Here is an 18,108-nt window from a genome sequence, read left to right on the forward strand (position 1 = left end):
TACGTACGGTGCAATGAGAGGGGCGAAGATTAATTTCTTCCCTCTACTCTATTGTATAATGGAATGGGTGAAAAAAATGAAATTAATGTTTGATTGTGATGATACTTTATATGATTGTCAATGGCCATTTAAAATGGCAGTTAATCAAGTACTAAAAGACTTTGAAATAAAGGATATAGATTCTTTTTATGATTTATATCGAAAAAAAGGAGATGAAATGTTTGCCTCGATTCAAGATGGAACACTTAATCCTCATACAGGAGGCATATTAAGAATAGAAAGAACAATGGAGGCACTTTCTTTTCCGATTTCAAGAAAACAAGCCACTGATTTTCAAGACACATATAAAATGTATCAATATAAAATTTATATAAAACCAGAATTTAAAAAATATTTAATGTCTCATGATTTTGAATATGCGATATTGACCAATGGCGAAAATACACATCAAAGAAATAAATGCAAAGCTTTACAAGTTACAGATTTTGTCAAAGAAGATCATATTTTTACTTCTGGTGAAATTGGCTATGCCAAACCCGATCCAAGAGTTTTTGAATATATAATGAATGTATTAAATCAACAAGCCAGTGACTGGTTTTATATAGGAGATCATTATAAAAATGATATGGAAGGCGCCAAAAATGCAGGATTAAAAACCATTCATTTTAATCGTCATCACAAACAAGAAGGACCATGCAGTGATTATGTCGTATATAGTGAAGAAGAGTTAATGGATTTATTGAATCAATTACATTGTTAATTGATTCCTTTTTATGATATATTAGAACATACGAAAGGATAGTCTATGTTAATTACTACAATTCATCAATTTGAGTCTTTACAAGCTTTAAAAGACAATGGAGTTGATGCCATTTTAATTGGAATTCCACATTATTCCATTCGACATTGTATAGAAGTATCTTTAAGGGATATACCAAAATGGAGAGAATCTTGTACAAAACTCAATTTAAAATTATATATAAATTTCTTAAAATTTTGTCATGAAGACCAAATAGAAGATATGAAAAAAACGTTATTTATTTTAAAAGAAAATAACGTGGATGGTATTTATTATGGAGATGAAGGCGTATTTTATGAAGCCAAAAAGATAGGTCTTTCATGTATATATCAACCAGAAACATTGATTACCAGCAGCCAGGATATCAATTTTTATCTTTCAAATGGAGCAGAAAGTGTAAGTTTAGCACATGAATTGTCTTTAGATGAAATCTGTGAAATTGCCAAAGTTCAATCCAATTTTGAAATACTATTATCTGGGTATTATTCAATTTTATATTCTAGAAGACCACTACTTTCAAATTATTTTCAATTATTAAATCTTGAAAAAAATAAAAAATCTTATACTTTGATTGAACAAACAAGACAAGGAAAAATGCCAATTTTAGAAGATGAAAATGGTACATATATTTTTAGTGAAGAACCCATGCAAAGCTATAAAGAATTTGAAAAATTAAAACAATTACAAATTTCCCGTTATCGTATTGACTCTATTTTTTTTGATGATGAATGGACTATAAAAGTACTTCAATCGTATCAAAAGAATTTGAAAATTGTACCTGGATCCAATCGCTGGTATTATCAGGAATCCATTCAGAAAAAGGAGAAAAATCTATGAAAAAGATAGAATTATTAGCTCCTGCTGGAAATTTAGAAAAAGCCAAGATTGCGATTTTATATGGAGCCGATGCAGTATATGTCGGTGGTAAACAATTTTCTTTGCGATCACGTGCCTCTAATTTTTCACTTGAAGAAATTACAGAATTGGTTCAATTTGCCAATGCTCATAACTCACATGTACATGTAACTGTTAATATGTTACCTCATGAAAGCGATTTTAAAGGATTGAAAGACTATTTATTAAAATTAGATCAAGCAGGTGTACATGCGATTATTGTAGCCAGCCCAGCTATTATGTCTTTAGCGAAGTCATTAAACGTTTCTTATGAAGTCCATGTTTCTACTCAGCATTCTTCTACAAATTCTTCGGCTGTTCAATTTTGGAAAGAACAAGGAATGGATCGAGTCGTATTAGCAAGAGAATGTCAGTTACATGAAATTGAAGCCATTTGTCAAAAAAATATTCTTCCCATTGAAGTTTTTATACACGGAGGCATGTGTATTTCTTACTCAGGTCGCTGTGTTTTAAGCAATCATATGACTTTACGCGATGCCAATCGAGGAGGTTGTGCACAAAGTTGTCGCTGGAAATATCATGTCATGGATCAAGACAAAGAAATCAGTGACAGGAATCAATTGTTTTCGATGAGTTCAAAAGATTTACAGGCCGTGGATTATATTGAACAATTTATAAAAATGGGTGTAGCTTCTTTAAAAATTGAAGGACGCATGAAATCGGCTTACTATTTAGCAACGGTTGTATCGAGTTATCGAACTTTGATTGATTCAATTTATGAATTTGGCTATGCTAAAGACCAAATCATTCAAAAAGTGAAAAACGAAATTGCCAAGGCAGAAAACCGACCGACGGGACCTGGTTTTTATCAGGGAATTCCAGATCAGAATGTACAATTGTATCGGGAACACGATGAAACGGTCACACAGGAATATGTGGCGATTGTTATAGATTTTGATGGAGAATGGGTTACTTTACAAGTGAAAAATCACTTTATCTGTAATCAAAATCTTGAAATATTTGGACCACATATTTCTTCAACTCAAATTCAGTTAGAAGTTGTATATGATTTGGATGGAAATGTATTAGATATTTGTAATAAACCCATGCAACTTATTAAAACCAGATGGGATGGACCCGTTGAAGTCAATGCCATGATTCGAAAAATTCGATAAAAGGAGGATATATGAAATTAAGTCAAAGTTTCTTTTATACATTACGAGAAAACGCGAAAGATGAAGACAGTGTTTCTAGTAATTTACTGGTTCGTGCTGGAATGATTAAAAAAACATCCAATGGTATTTATATGATCATGCCAATGGGAAAGAAAGTTCTTTCCAAAGTAGAAAACATTATTCGTGAGGAAATGGATGCTAAGGGGGCACAGGAATTATTGATGCCGGCTTTAATTGCCGAAGATGTTTATGAGCAATCGGGTCGTCGTGAAGCTTTTGGTTCCAATATGTTTAGTTTAAAAGATCGTTATTCTAAAAATTATGTATTAGGTCCTACACATGAAGAATTATTTGCTTTAGCTGCTTCTATGGATGGAAAAAGTTATAAAGATTTTCCTTATAATTTATATCAAATTCAAACAAAATACAGAGATGAAACACGACCTCGCTATGGATTGATTCGTGTTCGTGAATTTATTATGAAAGATGCCTATACATTTGATATAGATCAAAATGGATTGGATATTCAATATGATAAAATGTATGATGCTTATTGTCGCATCTTTGATCGATTGAATTTAACATATAAAATTGTTAAAGCCGACACTGGGGCTATGGGAGGCTTATTAAGTGAAGAATACCAGGCTATTTCTGAAATTGGGGAAGATATTGTAGTAGGTTGTCAAGGCTGTGATTTTTCAAGTAATTTAGAAATTACAGAAGTTGTGGATACTTTATCTGATGATGAAAGTTTAGAACTGGAAAAAGAAGTAGTTTATACACCAAATGCGAAAACGATTGAAGAAGTAGCTGCTTTCTTTGGAAAAGAAGCAAAAGATTTTGTGAAAACGTTATTGTATAGCGTAGATGGAAAAATTATTGCGTTTTGTATTCCAGGAAATCGCGAATTAAATGAAACAAAGGCTTTAAAAGCTTTAAAAGCCAATGAAATGGAAATGGCATCTTTTGAAGATGTTGAAAAAGTCACACAGGCTCGTGTTGGTTTTGCCGGTCCTGTTGGCATTGATTGTCCTGTATATATGGATCGTCAAATTCTTCACATGAAAAATTTTATCGTAGGAGCTAATAAAAGTGATCACCACATTAAAAATGTAAACTGCAAAGATTTCAATCCAGTTGAAGTATTGGATTTGTGTCAAGTACAGCAAGGAGATATTTGCCCGGTATGTGGAAAGCCATTGACTTTTGATCATGGAATTGAAGTGGGAAATTTATTTAAATTAGGAACAAAATATGCCAAGTCTATGAATTTATTCTATACTGATGCCAATAATCAGCTTCAACCCGTGTGGATGGGAAGCTATGGAATTGGTTTAGAACGTTGTATGGCTGCTGTTGTGGAACAACATCATGATGAAAATGGAATTATCTGGCCAGAAGAAATTGCACCTTTTAAAGTGGCTTTGGTTCAAATTTCAGATAAAGATGAAGTACAATCAAAAGTGGCCAATGAATTGTATGATTATTGTATTTCTCATCATTATGATGTACTATTTGATGATCGAAAAGAACGTCCTGGAGTTAAATTTAAAGATATGGAATTAATTGGTATTCCGTATCGTTTTACAGTGGGTCGAAAAGTAAGTGAAGGTATTTTGGAATTTGTAAAGCGATCCACAAATGAAAAAGTGGACATGAGCATAGAAGATGCGAAAAAATTCCTGGATGAAGTTTTCAAATAGAAAGAAGGATATTTTATGTATAATGATTCATTATCTTCGAATGTGAGCCAGCATTCCTATGTCATTACATTTGCCTGGATGACCATTGGACTTTTGATTAGTGCCATTACTTCTTTTGTTGTATTAGCAACTGGATTTGTATATACACTATTATCATCGCATTTCGTATTAATTCTTTTATGGATTGCCCAGTTTGCGATTGTGATTGGTTTTTCTTCTATGATGCATAAATCCGATGCCAATGGACTAAAAGGACTATTTATTTTATATGCCTTTACATTAGGAATTTCCCTTACACCTACTTTCCTGGTGTTTGGATTGGGAATTGTGACAATGGCATTTATTGTTTCAGCTATTTATTTTGGTTGCTTAGCTCTAATTGGTTTAACAACAAAAAAAGATGTATCTCGTATTGGAACCATTTGTGTTGGGGCATTGGTTGCTTTAATTATTACTCAACTATTGTTGATGATTTTTCATGTAGATGCCTTTAGTCGAATCATTTGTTTTATTGGCTTACTGTTGTTTACGGGAATAACAATTTGGGATATGTCTCGTGTAAAACAGTTGTTGTATATGTCAAATGGAAATCCTGTACAAACGGAATGTATTTCCATTTATATGGCATTGCAATTGTATTTAGACTTTATAAATATTTTCTTATATGTGATTCGAATTTTAGGAATTCGAAGAAATAATAATTAAGACGCAATTTTGCGTCTTTTTTTAAATTTTTACTTGCATTATAGAATGTGTTTGGATATAATAATTAGGCAGTTGGCAACAACGCGAAGATGGTTCCGTAGCCAAGTGGCTAAGGCAATAGACTGCAACTCTGTGACCATCGGTTCGAATCCGATCGGAACCTCCATCTTTGGGGTCGTGGCGGAATAGGCAGACGCAACGGACTTAAAATCCGTTGGTGGTAACACCGTGAGGGTTCAAGTCCCTCCGTCCCCACCATTATAAAATCAAGCTCAAATCAAAAAAAGATTTGAGTTTTTTTTTCGTTTTTTTATTTTTTTTCGTATATATAAAACAGGAGGTATAAAAAAATGAGAAAACGGATATAAAAGGAGGAAATACATGAAAAAAATACTGACATGTTTCTTCTTGTTTTTATTATTTACTACAACGATTCATGCACAAGAAAAAGAACATCCTTTATCTTTGTCACAAGAAGAACAAGATATCCTAATGGCTTATGAAAATGGGAATAAAGATGCTTATATTGAACAAAGAAAACAAATTGTAGACCAAATAAATGCATATGCTTATGTAGATGAAAATTATTTTGTGACAGATGCTTATTATGAATATTATGACACCTTAGATACCTTGATATACAACCAAGGAGCTATTTTAATTGACCCAGAATACGAATACCAGGAAGGAAGTCCCTATCTTTCTTTTTATGCAGATACACCAATTGTAACGTATTTCTGGCAAGGATCTATTGTTTCTATTCAAACTAGTTATGGAACATTGACAATGGATGGAGGACAATGGGCAGTTAATGGAAATATAGCATATTGTGGAAACGCTAATTATGCACCGCCTAGACTTGGTGATCAAATGAATGAGGCAGTGGATGTATCCAGTAATGAAAATCTAAGAAAAGCTATGTATTATGGTATGCAAAATCCAGGAGATCGAATTACGAGTTCTGTAAGCGGTAATTTGAGTAAAGCAGCGGTTATCACCAATGAATTGGTATCCTATGCTTATTCGAATACAACAGTTGCTGGAACTGCAACAAATGGAAATCATATGATTGTTAAAGAATACAACTGGATTTTTAATTTACCCAGCCCACCATCTAATTTTAAAATCTATGCGGTTTCATCGAATAAAACGGGTACTAATTGGCAAGGTATTACTACAAAATGTCAAACTTTGATTTATTCTAAAATTTTAGATAAAGGAACTTTGACAATTGAAAAAGCTTCTACTTTACCTGAAGTCACTGACAATAATGCTTGTTACGATTTAAATGGAGCTATCTATGGTATATATACAGATTCAAATTGTAAAAAATTAATTGCAGAATATGAAACAGGAAAAGAAGATATATCTTTAGATGCAGGATCCTATTATGTCAAAGAAATCAAAGCACCACCAGGTTTTGAACTCAATTCCAGGATTTATTCCATTTCCATTCAATCCAATCAAAATACCATACTAAATGTGGAAGATAATCCATGTATTGAATTAATTGAACCCCTATTGATAAAAAAAGACACAGATATACCTTTATCCGCTGTTCAATATCAAGTTCATTACTATGACACATATTCCGATATAGATCCTGCTAATTTAGGATTCATACCTAAAAAAAGCTGGATATTTCAAACCGATGAAAATGGTGAAATTTATTTAGATGATTCGCATCGAACTGGTGGAGATGCATTGTTTTTTGAAGAAATTTCATTCATGCCTTTAGGAACTTTTACCATTCAGGAAATTCAACCAAAAAATGGATATATCCTTGATTCAAATGTCTATGTCACGCAAATAACAAAGGAAAATTTAAAATCGTATATTCCTTATTCATTTCAAAACCACAAAAACCAAATCACATTTAAAAAAGTTCAATCTAATTCGTCCACTGTCTTACCAGGCGTTCAATTCTTATATACCGATTCCAATGAAAATACACAAATCTTAACAACGGATGAAAATGGAGAAATTTCTTTAAAAGGAATTTCAAAAGGAAAACATAGTCTTCAGGAAATTCAGTCCCTTCCAAATTATAAAATCCAATCAGATTCTATTGATTTTGAAGTCAAAAATGATGGAATTTATATCGATTCACAAAAAGTTGATGAATATGTGATTGAAAATGATGTGAAGGATTTTCAATTGGTAATTCATAAAGTTAATGAAAAAAATGAACCATTAGATGGTATTTCTTTTATTTTATATGATCAAGAAAAAATGGAAGAAAAAACAAGTGATGCACAAGGAAATATAGTATTTTCAAATTTAAAAAATAGACACACATATTATTTAAAAGAAATACAGACAAAAGAAGGATATCAAATCGATGATCATGAATATACCATTGAAATAGATTGTATTCCATATACCAATGAATACAACATAACCATTGATGGAAAGAAAACCAATCAGGAAGAACATGTAATTCAAATGATAATTCAAAATAAAAAAATATTAATTTTACCCAAAACAGGTTCAAATACCCATGTATTTATGATTTGTCTGGGAAGTTTTTTAATGTTATTCACAAGGAGAAACTATGAGAAATAAAAGATTATTTAAACAATTTGCCCTATCTACTTTATTATTAAGTACACTTTTTTCAACTCCCATTATTCAATCCATTCCCATTGAAGCCCAAGAAACAATATCAACCATAAATGGGGTTGTTGATTTCCAGCAAGGCGATGCTTCCATTGTGATTGTTCCCAATGAAAATCAATCACTTATTTTCAAACAATTTCAAGTCTATAAATTATTTGATGCTAAAGAATCCAATGGATCCATTAATTACACCTATAATTCAGATTATCTACAAGCTTTTCAAAATGTGATTGCAGACAAATTAAATAAAGAAGCCAGTGAAATCAGTGAATATGAAATCATTGATTACATTCAAGAATTAGAAGGAACAAGTCTTCGTTTGTTTGTTGAAGAATTACGAGATGAACTAGTGTCACTTTCTTGTCAAGGCGATATAGTCAATGTCAATAATACAAGAGAAGATGGTTGTGTTGTATTGGATGGACTGAAAACAGGATATTATTTAATTGATGAAGTAACAGATGTACAGGGAAGTCACAGTGCTTCTTCTTTGATTTTATTAGATACAGCACAAGATCAAATTGAAATTCATATTAAATCGGATTATCCAGATGTAATAAAAAAAATATGGGAAGACGATGGAGATATTGGATGGAATGATATTGGAGATTATGAAATTGGTCAAAATATTCCATATCAATTTCAAACACAAATACCAGATATTGCTTCTTATGATACGTATTCTATGATTTTTCATGATATTATGGATTCTTCTTTATCTTTTGATGATTCAAGTGTGTCTATCACAATAAAAGATCAAACAAAAACATATACACTTACACAAGACGAATTTGATGTGGATTCAAATGTAGATGGAGAAACATTTCAAGTCAATATTGAAGATATAAAAGCTATTGTGGATCGCGAATTCAATTCGACATATGGACAAATTGTAACCCTCTCATATCAGGCATCATTAAATGATCAAGCCAGTATTAAATGTGGAAGAGCTGGTTTTGAAAACCGTGTTCGTTTAGAATTCAGCAACAATCCAGATCATGATGGAAATCCTTCTACAGGATACACACCATGGGATACTGTAGTTTGTTTTACATATCAAATTAATGGATTAAAAGTGGATAATGAAAATACAACACTTGAAGGTGCAAAGTTCCGTTTGTATTTAGATGAAGAATGTACACAAGAAGTAATGGTTAAAGAAAGTGAAAGTGGATATATTGTTATGAATTCAAATCATTGTGATGTTCAACAAGCAGTCGAAATGATTTCAAACGATGAAGGTGTATTTAATATTCTTGGATTGGATCAGGGAACATATTACTTAAAGGAAACGCAAGCACCGGATGGTTATCGACAATTAAAAGATGCGGTTAAAATCACGATTACGCCTGAATTCTGTGAAAATCGTAATGAATATCAACAAGGCCAAGGGGCGAGTGAAAATGTATTAATGCGTTTAAGTGCGAATGGATTTATTCGCCAATTTATAAGTGGTGCCTATGATGAAATGGATGAACCATTACAAACCAATGTTGAAAATGGATCCGTTCAGTTATCGATTGTCAATCAAAAAGGAACGAAACTACCTGTTACAGGTTCTAATATTACACTTTTATTAGTCGCATCTGGTAGTGCATTAATGTTGGTAAGTTTCTTAAAAAAGAAACATGAAAATTAGAAAAATAATTTTTTTAACTGGATTTTTACTTTGTATGTTGCCACTTCTTTGTTCTAGCTATGAAAGTTTTCTCCAAAATAAAATGATTTCAACTTATTTTTCACAAATTGAAGAAAATGAAACATTAGATATACAAAAAGAAATGGAAAAAGCACATCAATATAATGAGCAACTCCTATATGGAAAAGAAACAAATTATAATCAAATTCTATGGTTTGGTGAAAACGGTATGATAGCACAAATCAAAATTCCATCGATTTCAGTTTCTTTACCTATTTATCACGGAGTCAGTGAAGATGTTCTTTCAATTGGAGTAGGACATCTTCCTTCTTCTTCTTTTCCAGTAGGTGGTTTACAAACACATGCCATATTAACAGGCCATACAGGCTTAGCAAAATCAAAATTATTTACACGACTGGATGAATTAGAAACAGGGGATTGTTTCTATATTTATGTTGGAAACGATGTTTTGGCTTATGAAGTAGAGAACATACAAGTGATTCTTCCTGAACAATTGGATTGTTTAACCATTCAAAACAATCGTGATTTAGTTTCCTTAGTTACTTGTACCCCCTATGGAATCAATTCACATCGATTGGTTGTGACGGGAAAAAGAATTCCTTATTCGAAATCACAAGAAGAAAATATCGAAAAGAAGAGTACTTCTTTTCGTGAATTTTGTTTTGTTTTCATTCCTATTTTGATTTTTATTTCTTATGTTATAAAGGAGAAATATCATGAAAAGCATCATTAAAATATTTTTATCTTTTTTATTGACTATTCCTTCTTATTCTTTAACCATTCAAAGTGAAAATGATTTTTCGATTTTTCAAGTGGCAAGATATCAAGAAGAATATATAATTTTGGATGAATTTAAAGATATTATTAATACAAATAATGATAAAGAAGAAATGATAGAAGCTTGTATTCAAAAACATACACAAGATATTTCATATGTTCCAGGAATGACACTTGAAAAAGGAATTTATATAGTATATGGACAAGATATTGAATCTATGTGGATTGAACTTAATCAAGATTTGGTGGTGTATCCAAAAACAAAAATAAAAAATGCGACTTTGATTCTTCATAAAGTTGATGAATCAAATAATACGATTGTATTACCTTGTGAATTTATTTTACAAGATCAGGAAGTTTCAATTGATATACAAAGAACAAAGAATGGATTTGTTCAATTTGAAATTCCAGTTGGTTCTTATATCATTCATGAAAGTAAAGCACCTTTTGGTTATATAAAAAATTATCAGGATATCCATGTTTCATGGGATGGAGATCAATTGAAAGTCAATGGAAAAGAAGTAGAATCTGATTATGAATTGGAATTTATCAATCATCGTTATATTAATACAGGAATACAAACGAATTTTGTTTTGTTTGGTCTATGTATGATGGGCACTTGTCTTTTTATTTATCTTAAAACAAGATACAATAAAAACAGGTGGTGATAACATGGAAAGAATTTTTACGTTTTATTCAAAACAAGATGGACTGAAATTAGAAGGCATTTATATGGAACCTGAAATAGAAAAAAAGGGTCTTATACAAATTGTTCATGGTATGGCCGAGCATAAAGAACGGTATTTATCTTTTATGCGTTTTCTATGCCAACAAGGTTATGTAGTCTTTATTCATGATCATAGAGGTCATGGTCAAAGTGTAAAAGAAAATGATGATCTAGGTTATTTCTATGATAATACGGGTACATATATTTATTTAGATGCTCATGATATTGCGATGAAATTTAAACAGAAATATCAATTACCATTGATTGTATTTGGTCATTCTATGGGATCTTTAGTGGTTCGCGAAATGTTAAAGTATTTTGATAAGGATATGGATGCCTTAATTGTTTGTGGTTCTCCAAGTGAAAATAAAAGCATTTCATTGGCACTTACTTTAAATAAAGTTTTAACCAAAATAAAAGGAGAACATCATCGAAGTCAATTGATGAATTCTTTAGCATTTTCATCGTATTCGAAACGATTTAAAGAAAAAGATAAAAATTGCTGGTTGAGCACAAATCAGGAAAATGTCAGTCAATATAATCGTGATCCATTGTGTGGTTTTTGTTTTACATTAAATGGATTCTTTAATTTGTTTTGCTTGATGAAAGATGTTTATGATCCGGATAATTGGCAAGTCAAACACAAAGATATTCCGATTTTCTTTATTGCTGGAAAAGACGATCCTTGTATTGGTTCTTACTCACAATGGATACAAGCTCAAGATTTTTTAAAACAAAGAGGATATCTTTCAATTCAAAATCAGATTTATGAAAACAATCGACATGAAATCTTAAATGAAGACAATTATTTAGATGTTTATCAAGATGTTTTATCGTTTATCAAAGCTGTTGTTTAAACAGCTTTTTTTAAAAAAAAGTGGCATAAGCCACTAAATAAGAATACAAATCATGCCAGAAAGAACGGCTGTGATATATAGAATTGCACATGTTTGAAATATTTGTTTTTTGCTGGCACCATAGCGAATTAAACAAACCAATCCCAATCCTGCATTGGTGATTAAACCAGCTAATAAAGAACCAAAAGAAATACCAGAAATTGTATAGAGCTGAGCTAATACCACTGTAATGGCGCAATTTGGAATAAATCCAAATAAAGCCGTAATAAATGGCTGAAAGATTGAATGGGATAATAAAATAGTTTCTAAGGCATCTATACCAATCCATTCAATACATAATGAAATCAATAAAGAAGTAATAAATATAAATCCATAAATTTTTAATGTACGCAATGCTGCACTTATATATAAAGGATATTGAATATAACAACAAGGACAGGCATTGTTTGTATCTTCTTCTACTTCATCTTCTTGTTCTTCCATGTCTTCAAAATGAATAATAGATTGTTTTTTAATCAATACAAAATCTACAAAATAACCAACCACAAGAGCAATTACGAATTTACAAACCAATAAAGCAATTAAAGAAGAAAACAAATGCGGATTCGAAATTAAAACAGGAATAGCTTCATCACTTGTCGCAATCATAACGGCAATTAGAGTTCCTAATGTGATATTTTTTTGAAGAAATAACATAGCAGCTAAAATACTAAATCCACATTGTGGAATCAATCCCAGGATAGCACCAAATAAAGGACCATATTTTTGTAAACTATAAAACATAGAATCATCTGAACTATCTTTTCGTTCAAATATTTCTAAGACACAGTAGGTAATATATAACAACGGAATCATAATCCATGTATCTTTTAAAATATCAAGTATCATCTTTAAAAAATCACCTCTTGTTTATTTTACACAAAATCCAAAAAAACGCAAAAAGAAAACACTAATTGCTTAGTGCTTTCTTCTTTGTTTTCATTTTAATTTCCATAATTTCTTTGATTGTTGTATAAATCAAGGCAAAGACTGGTACACCTAGAAACATTCCTAAGATTCCAAATAATCCACCACCTACGGTAACCGAAAATAAAATCCAGAATCCATTGATTCCTAATTGATCGCCTAAGACAATGGGTTTAATAATATTTCCATCAATTTGCTGTAAAACAACAATGAAAATCGCAAAGGTTAGAGCATAAATTGGTTTGATCAAAATCAATAATACAATCACAGGAATAGCACCTAAGAATGGTCCAAACATTGGAATGACATTTGTTATACCGATAATTAATCCAATCATTGGTCCATATGGAATCTTTAAAATTAACATTCCAATATAACAAACCAATCCCACAATAAAGGCATCAATTAAAGAACCTACAATGAATTTTTCAAAAATGGATTTGGCATCATTTACCCAGATACAAAGATAATCGGCAATGCCATCCTCCAATAAAAAGTAACTAAATTTCTTGACAAATTGCTGCAAAGATTCATGGTCTAACAAAATATAGATTCCAGAAACAATAGCCAAAATAAAATCGAAGGCTCCTGAAATAATGGAATATGAATAATTGGCTATCATAGGAATGGTTTTGGAAATATATTGTGTCAATCGACTAGTAAGATTTAATTGTTCAATAATGGCTTCTAGTTGAGCAGAATCTAATTCTAAATAATCAGACATCTTCATTAAAATATTTAATAAAGACTGACCATATTCACCAATATTCAGAATAAAAATTTGAAGAGAATCCATAATAGCTGGCACTGAAATTCTTAAAAATAAGAAAATCACTAAAATTGCGGCTACAAAGACAATTAAAGTTGAAATTAAACGAATTTTACGATTCGATAATTTTAAAGATTTCATCTTCATTTTATGTTCCAGCCAGGCTTGTGGTTTATGTAGAACAAAAGCAATTCCGAGTCCTAAAATAAATGGGAAAATCAAATTTAATACAAATTTGATTCCATCCACAATGCGATCCAGTTTTGTCAGTCCTAAGATGACCAAAGCAACAATCAATAAAGATGAAGAATAAACAATAATTTGTTTCTTCATTTCATAAGTAATTTTTTGTTTCATCTTTTAAACCTCATGTAGATTTTATCATAACTGGAAAAATAATTCTTAAGAAGTTATAATATTTTTATGAAAAATTTATATGAAGGTACAATTTCTTGTAAAGCTATATTAGAAGCACAAAAAAGAAAATGTCATACATTATATGTAGATTCAAAAAAACGAACAAAAGATTTTGCATATATTATTCGATTAGCCAAAAAACAAAATGTAAAAGTGAAAATCTGTTCTCGAAAAGAAATGGATGAATTATCTGGTTCAAGTAAACATGGAGGCATGTTACTACAAGCAGAAGATGGTATTAAACAAAGATTAAATGAAAAAAAAGATGGATTGATTGTTTATGTAGATGGAATTGAAGATCCTTATAATCTAGGAAGCATAGCACGTACTTTATATGCCAGTGGAGCCCAGGCATTGATTTTACCAGATAGAGATTGGTCTTATAGCCAGCAAATTATTTTAAAAGCCAGTGCAGGTGCTTTTGAAAAATTATCGATTTACTGGATTGATAAGGAACAAGACTTAATTGATTATTTACACAAATACAATATCCCTTTACTTTGTGCCCATCGAAAAGATGCCATTTCTTTATATGATTATCACTTTGAAGTGAATTGCTGTATTGCGCTAGGAGGTTCATTTCGTGGGTTAAGTTCACTCATTGTAAAAAACAGCAAACAAAATATAGTGATTCCATATGGAAATGATTTTCGAAATGCTTTAGATGCACCTAGTGCAATTTCTATATTGGCTTTTGAATATCTCAGACAAAGACGCTAGTCGTCTTTTTTTATGCTATAATGAAACATATGAAAATTAATGTTTATGTAGAACAAAGCACAATGGAATTAAATAAACCATTTACATATCAATGCGATTCAAATGTACAAGTTGGATGTCGAGTTCGTGTTCCATTTCGAAATAAAGAATACATTGGTATTGTTCATGAAATTAATGTTCAAAGTGATGTAACAAATATAAAAAAAGTCATTGAAGTTATAGATGAACAACCTTTATTAAACGATGAATTAATGAAATTGGCTTATTGGATGTCAAAAACCTATGTAGCCCCTTTAATTTCATGTTTTAAAACCATGTTACCACCTGCTTTAAAACCCAGTTCTTCTCATGCCAAAATTGTAAAAGATCAATGGGCTTATGTGCAGGAAAGTCATGAAACTTTAAATCCAAGACAACAAAAAGTGTTACAAGACATTGTTTCAAAATGTCCAATGAAGGCAAGTGTTTATCGTAAATATACAAAATCATATGCAAAAGTTTTTATTGAAAAAGGTTATATTGTTTTAAAAGAAGTTGAAAAAAATAGTGTTCAAATACAAACTTCAAAAGATACTTCTTTTGCATTAACAACACAACAAAAACAAGCCATTCAAACGATTCAGCAATCCAATCAATCTATTTTTTTATTACATGGAGTTACAGGTTCAGGTAAAACAGAAGTTTTTTTACAATTAGCAAGTGAAGCAATTTCCAAAGGTAAACAAGTCTTATTTTTAGTACCAGAAATTGGATTGACACCTATGATGATTCAACGCGTAAGTGCTCGTTTTGGTACAGATATAGCAATCTATCATTCTCAGTTAAATGACCAGGAGAAATATGCGCAATATAAACTGGTACAAGAAAAGAAAGTGAAAATTGTTGTGGGAACACGTTCGGCTGTTTTTATGCCTTTTCATGATTTGGGTTTAATTTTAATGGATGAAGAACACGATTCTTCTTATAAACAAGACAATAGTCCGCGCTATGTAACAAAAGACATTGTGATTGAAAGATCGAAAGTACACCAATGTAAAGTTGTTTTTGCTTCTGCAACGCCTTCTTTGGATTCTTATGCACGAGCTTATAAAGGAATTTTTCAGTTAGTGAATATAAATCAAAGAGTGAATCAGAAAATGCCATATATTCATTTAATTGATATGAAAAAAGAACAGACAATCTTTGGTCTTTCACAAACTTTAATACAAAAAATGGAAGAATGCCTTCAAAGAAAGGAACAAATTATTTTATTATTAAATCGAAGAGGATATTTACCTGTTGTGAAGTGTTCTACTTGTAATGAAGTATTAACATGTCCAGATTGTGGCATTGCCTTAACGTATCATAAAATCGATCAAAGCTGTATTTGTCATTGTTGTGGACGTGTCTTTTATTTTCATCATGAATGTCCAAATTGTCATGGACATGAATTTTATCAATTAGGAATGGGAACTGAAAAACTAGAAGAAAAAATTTCTTCTTTGTTTCCAGATGCACACATTGTTCGAATGGATGCCGATAGTACGCGAAAGAAAAATGCACATGCCAAATTGTTAAAAGAATTTGAAGAAAAAGGCGATATATTAATTGGTACACAAATGGTCGCAAAGGGTTTGGATTTTGCACGTGTGACATTAGTTGGAATTATACAAGCCGATCAGGCTTTGATTCGAAATGACTTTTCTTCATCTGAAATTTGTTACCAGATGTTAGAACAAGCATCGGGTAGAGCTGGTCGAAGTGAAAAAGAAGGGAATGTATATATTCAAACTTTTGATCCTTCTCATTTTGTGATGCAAAGTGTAATAAATCATGATTATATTTCGTTTTTTATTCAAGAAATGAAATATCGTCATTTAGGAAAATATCCACCTTATATTTATATGTGTACTTTAATATATGTACACAAAGATTTGAAAAAAATAGAAGAAGTCATTGAAGTTGAAAAAGAAACTCTATTGCCTTTGAAAATCTTAGGACCAATCGTTATTACACCACGTCGTCAAGTACAAAGAATGCGTCTTGTTTTAAAAGCTTCTTCAAAGGATTTTCTTACAAATAAAGTCAATGAATTGATGACATTTCATCGTTCATTAAAATCAAATGTAAAAATAGAAGTCAATATGTATCCGATGCGATTGGAGGAATAATATGCGATATTGGGTGTATCAAGCTTTATATGAAGTGATAGTCAACCAAGTGTATTCGAATCTTTATTTAAAGAATCATCTACATGAAGTCAAAGAAAAAGACCAGGCACTGGCAACTCATATTTTTTATGGAACCATTCAAAATTATATGTATTGTCAATATATCTGGAAACAATATGCGAATAAAAATGTACAAGATAAGGTTAACATCATTTTATCAATGAGCGTATATCAGATTTGTTTTTTGGATAAAGTACCCAAATATGCCATTGTTAACGATGCCATTGAAATTACGAAAAAAGTGTGTCCTAAAGCCAGTGGATTGGTGAATGCGATTCTACGAAAAATCAATCCAGATTGTATTTCACTTCCTGAAGATGAATGTCAAGCTTTAAGTATTCGTTATTCGATTCCTTTATGGTTAATTCAAATGTGGAAAAAACAATATGGAATGGATGCCACAAAACAAATGGTTACGCATTGTAATCAGGATTTGCCCATTTTTATTCGATGGAATCCAGATTATGAATTTGACCAGAATTTTGAATGGGTTACGCATCAATTATATAAAACCAGAATGCAGCACATAGCTTCTTCTAATATTTATTTAGAAGGAAAGTGTTCTATTCAAGATGAAGGATCGTATCGAATTTGTTTATTTCTGGATGTAAAAAAGAATATGAATGTTCTGGATTGTTGTGCAGCACCTGGAACAAAGTCTATGGCCATTGCCGAGAGTTTATGTCATACAGGACATGTTGACTGTATAGAAATTCATAAGCATCGCAAAAAATTAATTGAACAAGATATAAAAAGACTTCATTTAGATAATGTATCTGTTTATTGTCAAGATGCCAGGAATTTATCAAATTTTGGTTTATATGATCGTATTTTATGCGATGTTCCTTGCAGTGGATATGGCGTATTATCAAGGAAACCGGATATTAAATTAAAGATGAAACCTACCGATATGGATTCTTTGATTCCACTTCAACAGCAAATATTGGAAAGTGCATCTTCTCATTTGAAAAAAGATGGAATTTTAGTATATTCTACTTGTACAATTAATAAAAAAGAAAACGAAAAACAAGTACAGGCTTTTTTAAAAAATCATCCTGAATTTATTTGTAGTTCACAAGTGACAATGTTGATTGATGAAAAACAAGATGGTTTTTATATGGCCAAGATTCAATATAGAAATTAGAGGAA

General features: G+C 31.1%; 15 protein-coding genes and 2 tRNA genes. 15 read left to right on the forward strand and 2 right to left on the reverse strand.

Annotation, left to right across the window (positions count from 1 at the left end; genetic code table 11):
- Nucleotides 1-76 precede the first annotated feature (76 nt).
- From ACI32A_RS09030 to ACI32A_RS09085, 12 genes are all read left to right on the forward strand, one after another.
- The gene (locus ACI32A_RS09030) at nucleotides 77-760 is read left to right on the forward strand and encodes an HAD family hydrolase (RefSeq protein WP_439754731.1); all 684 of its coding nucleotides are present in this window, start codon (nucleotides 77-79) and stop codon (nucleotides 758-760) included.
- Between the two features lie 45 nt (nucleotides 761-805).
- Entirely contained in the window at nucleotides 806-1,636 is an 831-nt protein-coding gene (locus ACI32A_RS09035; RefSeq protein ID WP_439754732.1) for a peptidase U32 family protein, read from the forward strand.
- Nucleotides 1,633-2,829 carry a peptidase U32 family protein gene (locus tag ACI32A_RS09040; RefSeq protein ID WP_439754733.1) on the forward strand — a complete coding sequence of 399 codons (1,197 nt, stop codon included), beginning with the start codon at nucleotides 1,633-1,635 and terminating at the stop codon, nucleotides 2,827-2,829. Before ACI32A_RS09035 ends, ACI32A_RS09040 begins: the two co-directional genes overlap by 4 nt.
- Before the next feature lie 11 nt (nucleotides 2,830-2,840).
- The gene (locus tag ACI32A_RS09045; RefSeq protein ID WP_439754734.1) at nucleotides 2,841-4,532 is read left to right on the forward strand and encodes a proline--tRNA ligase; all 1,692 of its coding nucleotides are present in this window, start codon (nucleotides 2,841-2,843) and stop codon (nucleotides 4,530-4,532) included.
- Nucleotides 4,533-4,547: 15 nt separating this feature from the next.
- On the forward strand, nucleotides 4,548-5,237 hold the full coding sequence (locus tag ACI32A_RS09050; protein ID WP_439754735.1) for a Bax inhibitor-1/YccA family protein: 690 nt from the start codon (nucleotides 4,548-4,550) through the stop codon (nucleotides 5,235-5,237).
- Nucleotides 5,238-5,328: 91 nt separating this feature from the next.
- Nucleotides 5,329-5,403: transfer RNA gene (locus ACI32A_RS09055), tRNA-Cys, on the forward strand.
- A 5-nt stretch (nucleotides 5,404-5,408) separates the two neighbouring features.
- Nucleotides 5,409-5,495: transfer RNA gene (locus tag ACI32A_RS09060), tRNA-Leu, on the forward strand.
- 123 nt (nucleotides 5,496-5,618) lie between these two features.
- A complete protein-coding gene (locus ACI32A_RS09065) occupies nucleotides 5,619-7,802 on the forward strand; it encodes an MSCRAMM family protein (protein ID WP_439754736.1) in 2,184 nt (727 codons plus the stop codon).
- Entirely contained in the window at nucleotides 7,792-9,495 is a 1,704-nt protein-coding gene (locus ACI32A_RS09070; RefSeq protein WP_439754737.1) for a SpaA isopeptide-forming pilin-related protein, read from the forward strand. The genes ACI32A_RS09065 and ACI32A_RS09070 overlap by 11 nt, the downstream gene beginning before the upstream one ends.
- The gene (locus ACI32A_RS09075) at nucleotides 9,485-10,249 is read left to right on the forward strand and encodes a class C sortase (RefSeq protein ID WP_439754738.1); all 765 of its coding nucleotides are present in this window, start codon (nucleotides 9,485-9,487) and stop codon (nucleotides 10,247-10,249) included. The genes ACI32A_RS09070 and ACI32A_RS09075 overlap by 11 nt, the downstream gene beginning before the upstream one ends.
- On the forward strand, nucleotides 10,233-10,961 hold the full coding sequence (locus tag ACI32A_RS09080) for an MSCRAMM family protein (protein WP_439754739.1): 729 nt from the start codon (nucleotides 10,233-10,235) through the stop codon (nucleotides 10,959-10,961). The genes ACI32A_RS09075 and ACI32A_RS09080 overlap by 17 nt, the downstream gene beginning before the upstream one ends.
- 4 nt (nucleotides 10,962-10,965) lie before the next feature.
- Nucleotides 10,966-11,877: an alpha/beta fold hydrolase gene (locus ACI32A_RS09085; protein ID WP_439754740.1), complete on the forward strand. Its 912-nt coding sequence runs from the start codon at nucleotides 10,966-10,968 to the stop codon at nucleotides 11,875-11,877.
- Nucleotides 11,878-11,910: 33 nt separating this feature from the next.
- On the opposite strand, the gene ACI32A_RS09090 is transcribed toward ACI32A_RS09085, so the two are convergent.
- Together ACI32A_RS09090 and ACI32A_RS09095 are read right to left on the reverse strand one after the other, a co-directional pair.
- Complete coding sequence (locus ACI32A_RS09090; protein ID WP_439754741.1) at nucleotides 11,911-12,765, reverse strand: putative manganese transporter; 855 nt, start codon at nucleotides 12,763-12,765, stop codon at nucleotides 11,911-11,913.
- A gap of 61 nt (nucleotides 12,766-12,826) precedes the next feature.
- Nucleotides 12,827-13,969: an AI-2E family transporter gene (locus ACI32A_RS09095; protein WP_439754742.1), complete on the reverse strand. Its 1,143-nt coding sequence runs from the start codon at nucleotides 13,967-13,969 to the stop codon at nucleotides 12,827-12,829.
- Between the two features lie 66 nt (nucleotides 13,970-14,035).
- Between ACI32A_RS09095 and ACI32A_RS09100 the strand changes: the two genes are divergently transcribed.
- Genes ACI32A_RS09100 through rsmB form a run of 3 tightly spaced genes read left to right on the forward strand, consistent with a single transcriptional unit; the run spans nucleotide 14,036 to nucleotide 18,103 of the window.
- Nucleotides 14,036-14,749 (forward strand): TrmH family RNA methyltransferase, encoded by a 714-nt coding sequence (locus ACI32A_RS09100; RefSeq protein ID WP_439754743.1) that lies wholly within the window; start codon nucleotides 14,036-14,038, stop codon nucleotides 14,747-14,749.
- 29 nt (nucleotides 14,750-14,778) lie between these two features.
- Nucleotides 14,779-16,899 carry a replication restart helicase PriA gene (gene priA / locus ACI32A_RS09105; RefSeq protein WP_439754744.1) on the forward strand — a complete coding sequence of 707 codons (2,121 nt, stop codon included), beginning with the start codon at nucleotides 14,779-14,781 and terminating at the stop codon, nucleotides 16,897-16,899.
- Between the two features lies 1 nt (nucleotide 16,900).
- On the forward strand, nucleotides 16,901-18,103 hold the full coding sequence (gene rsmB, locus ACI32A_RS09110) for a 16S rRNA (cytosine(967)-C(5))-methyltransferase RsmB (protein ID WP_439754745.1): 1,203 nt from the start codon (nucleotides 16,901-16,903) through the stop codon (nucleotides 18,101-18,103).
- Nucleotides 18,104-18,108: the final 5 nt, after the last annotated feature.

The organism is Floccifex sp., assembly GCF_051873555.1.
Taxonomy (GTDB): Bacteria; Bacillota_I; Bacilli_A; order Erysipelotrichales; family Erysipelotrichaceae; genus Floccifex.

What these genes read in the sequence shown, in the direction of transcription:
- ACI32A_RS09030 (WP_439754731.1), top strand. Translation starts at nt 77, where the DNA reads ATGAAATTAATGTTTGATTGTGATGATACTTTATATGATTGTCAATGG.
- ACI32A_RS09035 (WP_439754732.1), top strand. Translation starts at nt 806, where the DNA reads ATGTTAATTACTACAATTCATCAATTTGAGTCTTTACAAGCTTTAAAA.
- ACI32A_RS09040 (WP_439754733.1), top strand. Translation starts at nt 1,633, where the DNA reads ATGAAAAAGATAGAATTATTAGCTCCTGCTGGAAATTTAGAAAAAGCC.
- ACI32A_RS09045 (WP_439754734.1), top strand. Translation starts at nt 2,841, where the DNA reads ATGAAATTAAGTCAAAGTTTCTTTTATACATTACGAGAAAACGCGAAA.
- ACI32A_RS09050 (WP_439754735.1), top strand. Translation starts at nt 4,548, where the DNA reads ATGTATAATGATTCATTATCTTCGAATGTGAGCCAGCATTCCTATGTC.
- ACI32A_RS09065 (WP_439754736.1), top strand. Translation starts at nt 5,619, where the DNA reads ATGAAAAAAATACTGACATGTTTCTTCTTGTTTTTATTATTTACTACA.
- ACI32A_RS09070 (WP_439754737.1), top strand. Translation starts at nt 7,792, where the DNA reads ATGAGAAATAAAAGATTATTTAAACAATTTGCCCTATCTACTTTATTA.
- ACI32A_RS09075 (WP_439754738.1), top strand. Translation starts at nt 9,485, where the DNA reads ATGAAAATTAGAAAAATAATTTTTTTAACTGGATTTTTACTTTGTATG.
- ACI32A_RS09080 (WP_439754739.1), top strand. Translation starts at nt 10,233, where the DNA reads ATGAAAAGCATCATTAAAATATTTTTATCTTTTTTATTGACTATTCCT.
- ACI32A_RS09085 (WP_439754740.1), top strand. Translation starts at nt 10,966, where the DNA reads ATGGAAAGAATTTTTACGTTTTATTCAAAACAAGATGGACTGAAATTA.
- ACI32A_RS09090 (WP_439754741.1), bottom strand. Translation starts at nt 12,765, where the DNA reads ATGATACTTGATATTTTAAAAGATACATGGATTATGATTCCGTTGTTA.
- ACI32A_RS09095 (WP_439754742.1), bottom strand. Translation starts at nt 13,969, where the DNA reads ATGAAACAAAAAATTACTTATGAAATGAAGAAACAAATTATTGTTTAT.
- ACI32A_RS09100 (WP_439754743.1), top strand. Translation starts at nt 14,036, where the DNA reads ATGAAAAATTTATATGAAGGTACAATTTCTTGTAAAGCTATATTAGAA.
- priA (WP_439754744.1), top strand. Translation starts at nt 14,779, where the DNA reads ATGAAAATTAATGTTTATGTAGAACAAAGCACAATGGAATTAAATAAA.
- rsmB (WP_439754745.1), top strand. Translation starts at nt 16,901, where the DNA reads ATGCGATATTGGGTGTATCAAGCTTTATATGAAGTGATAGTCAACCAA.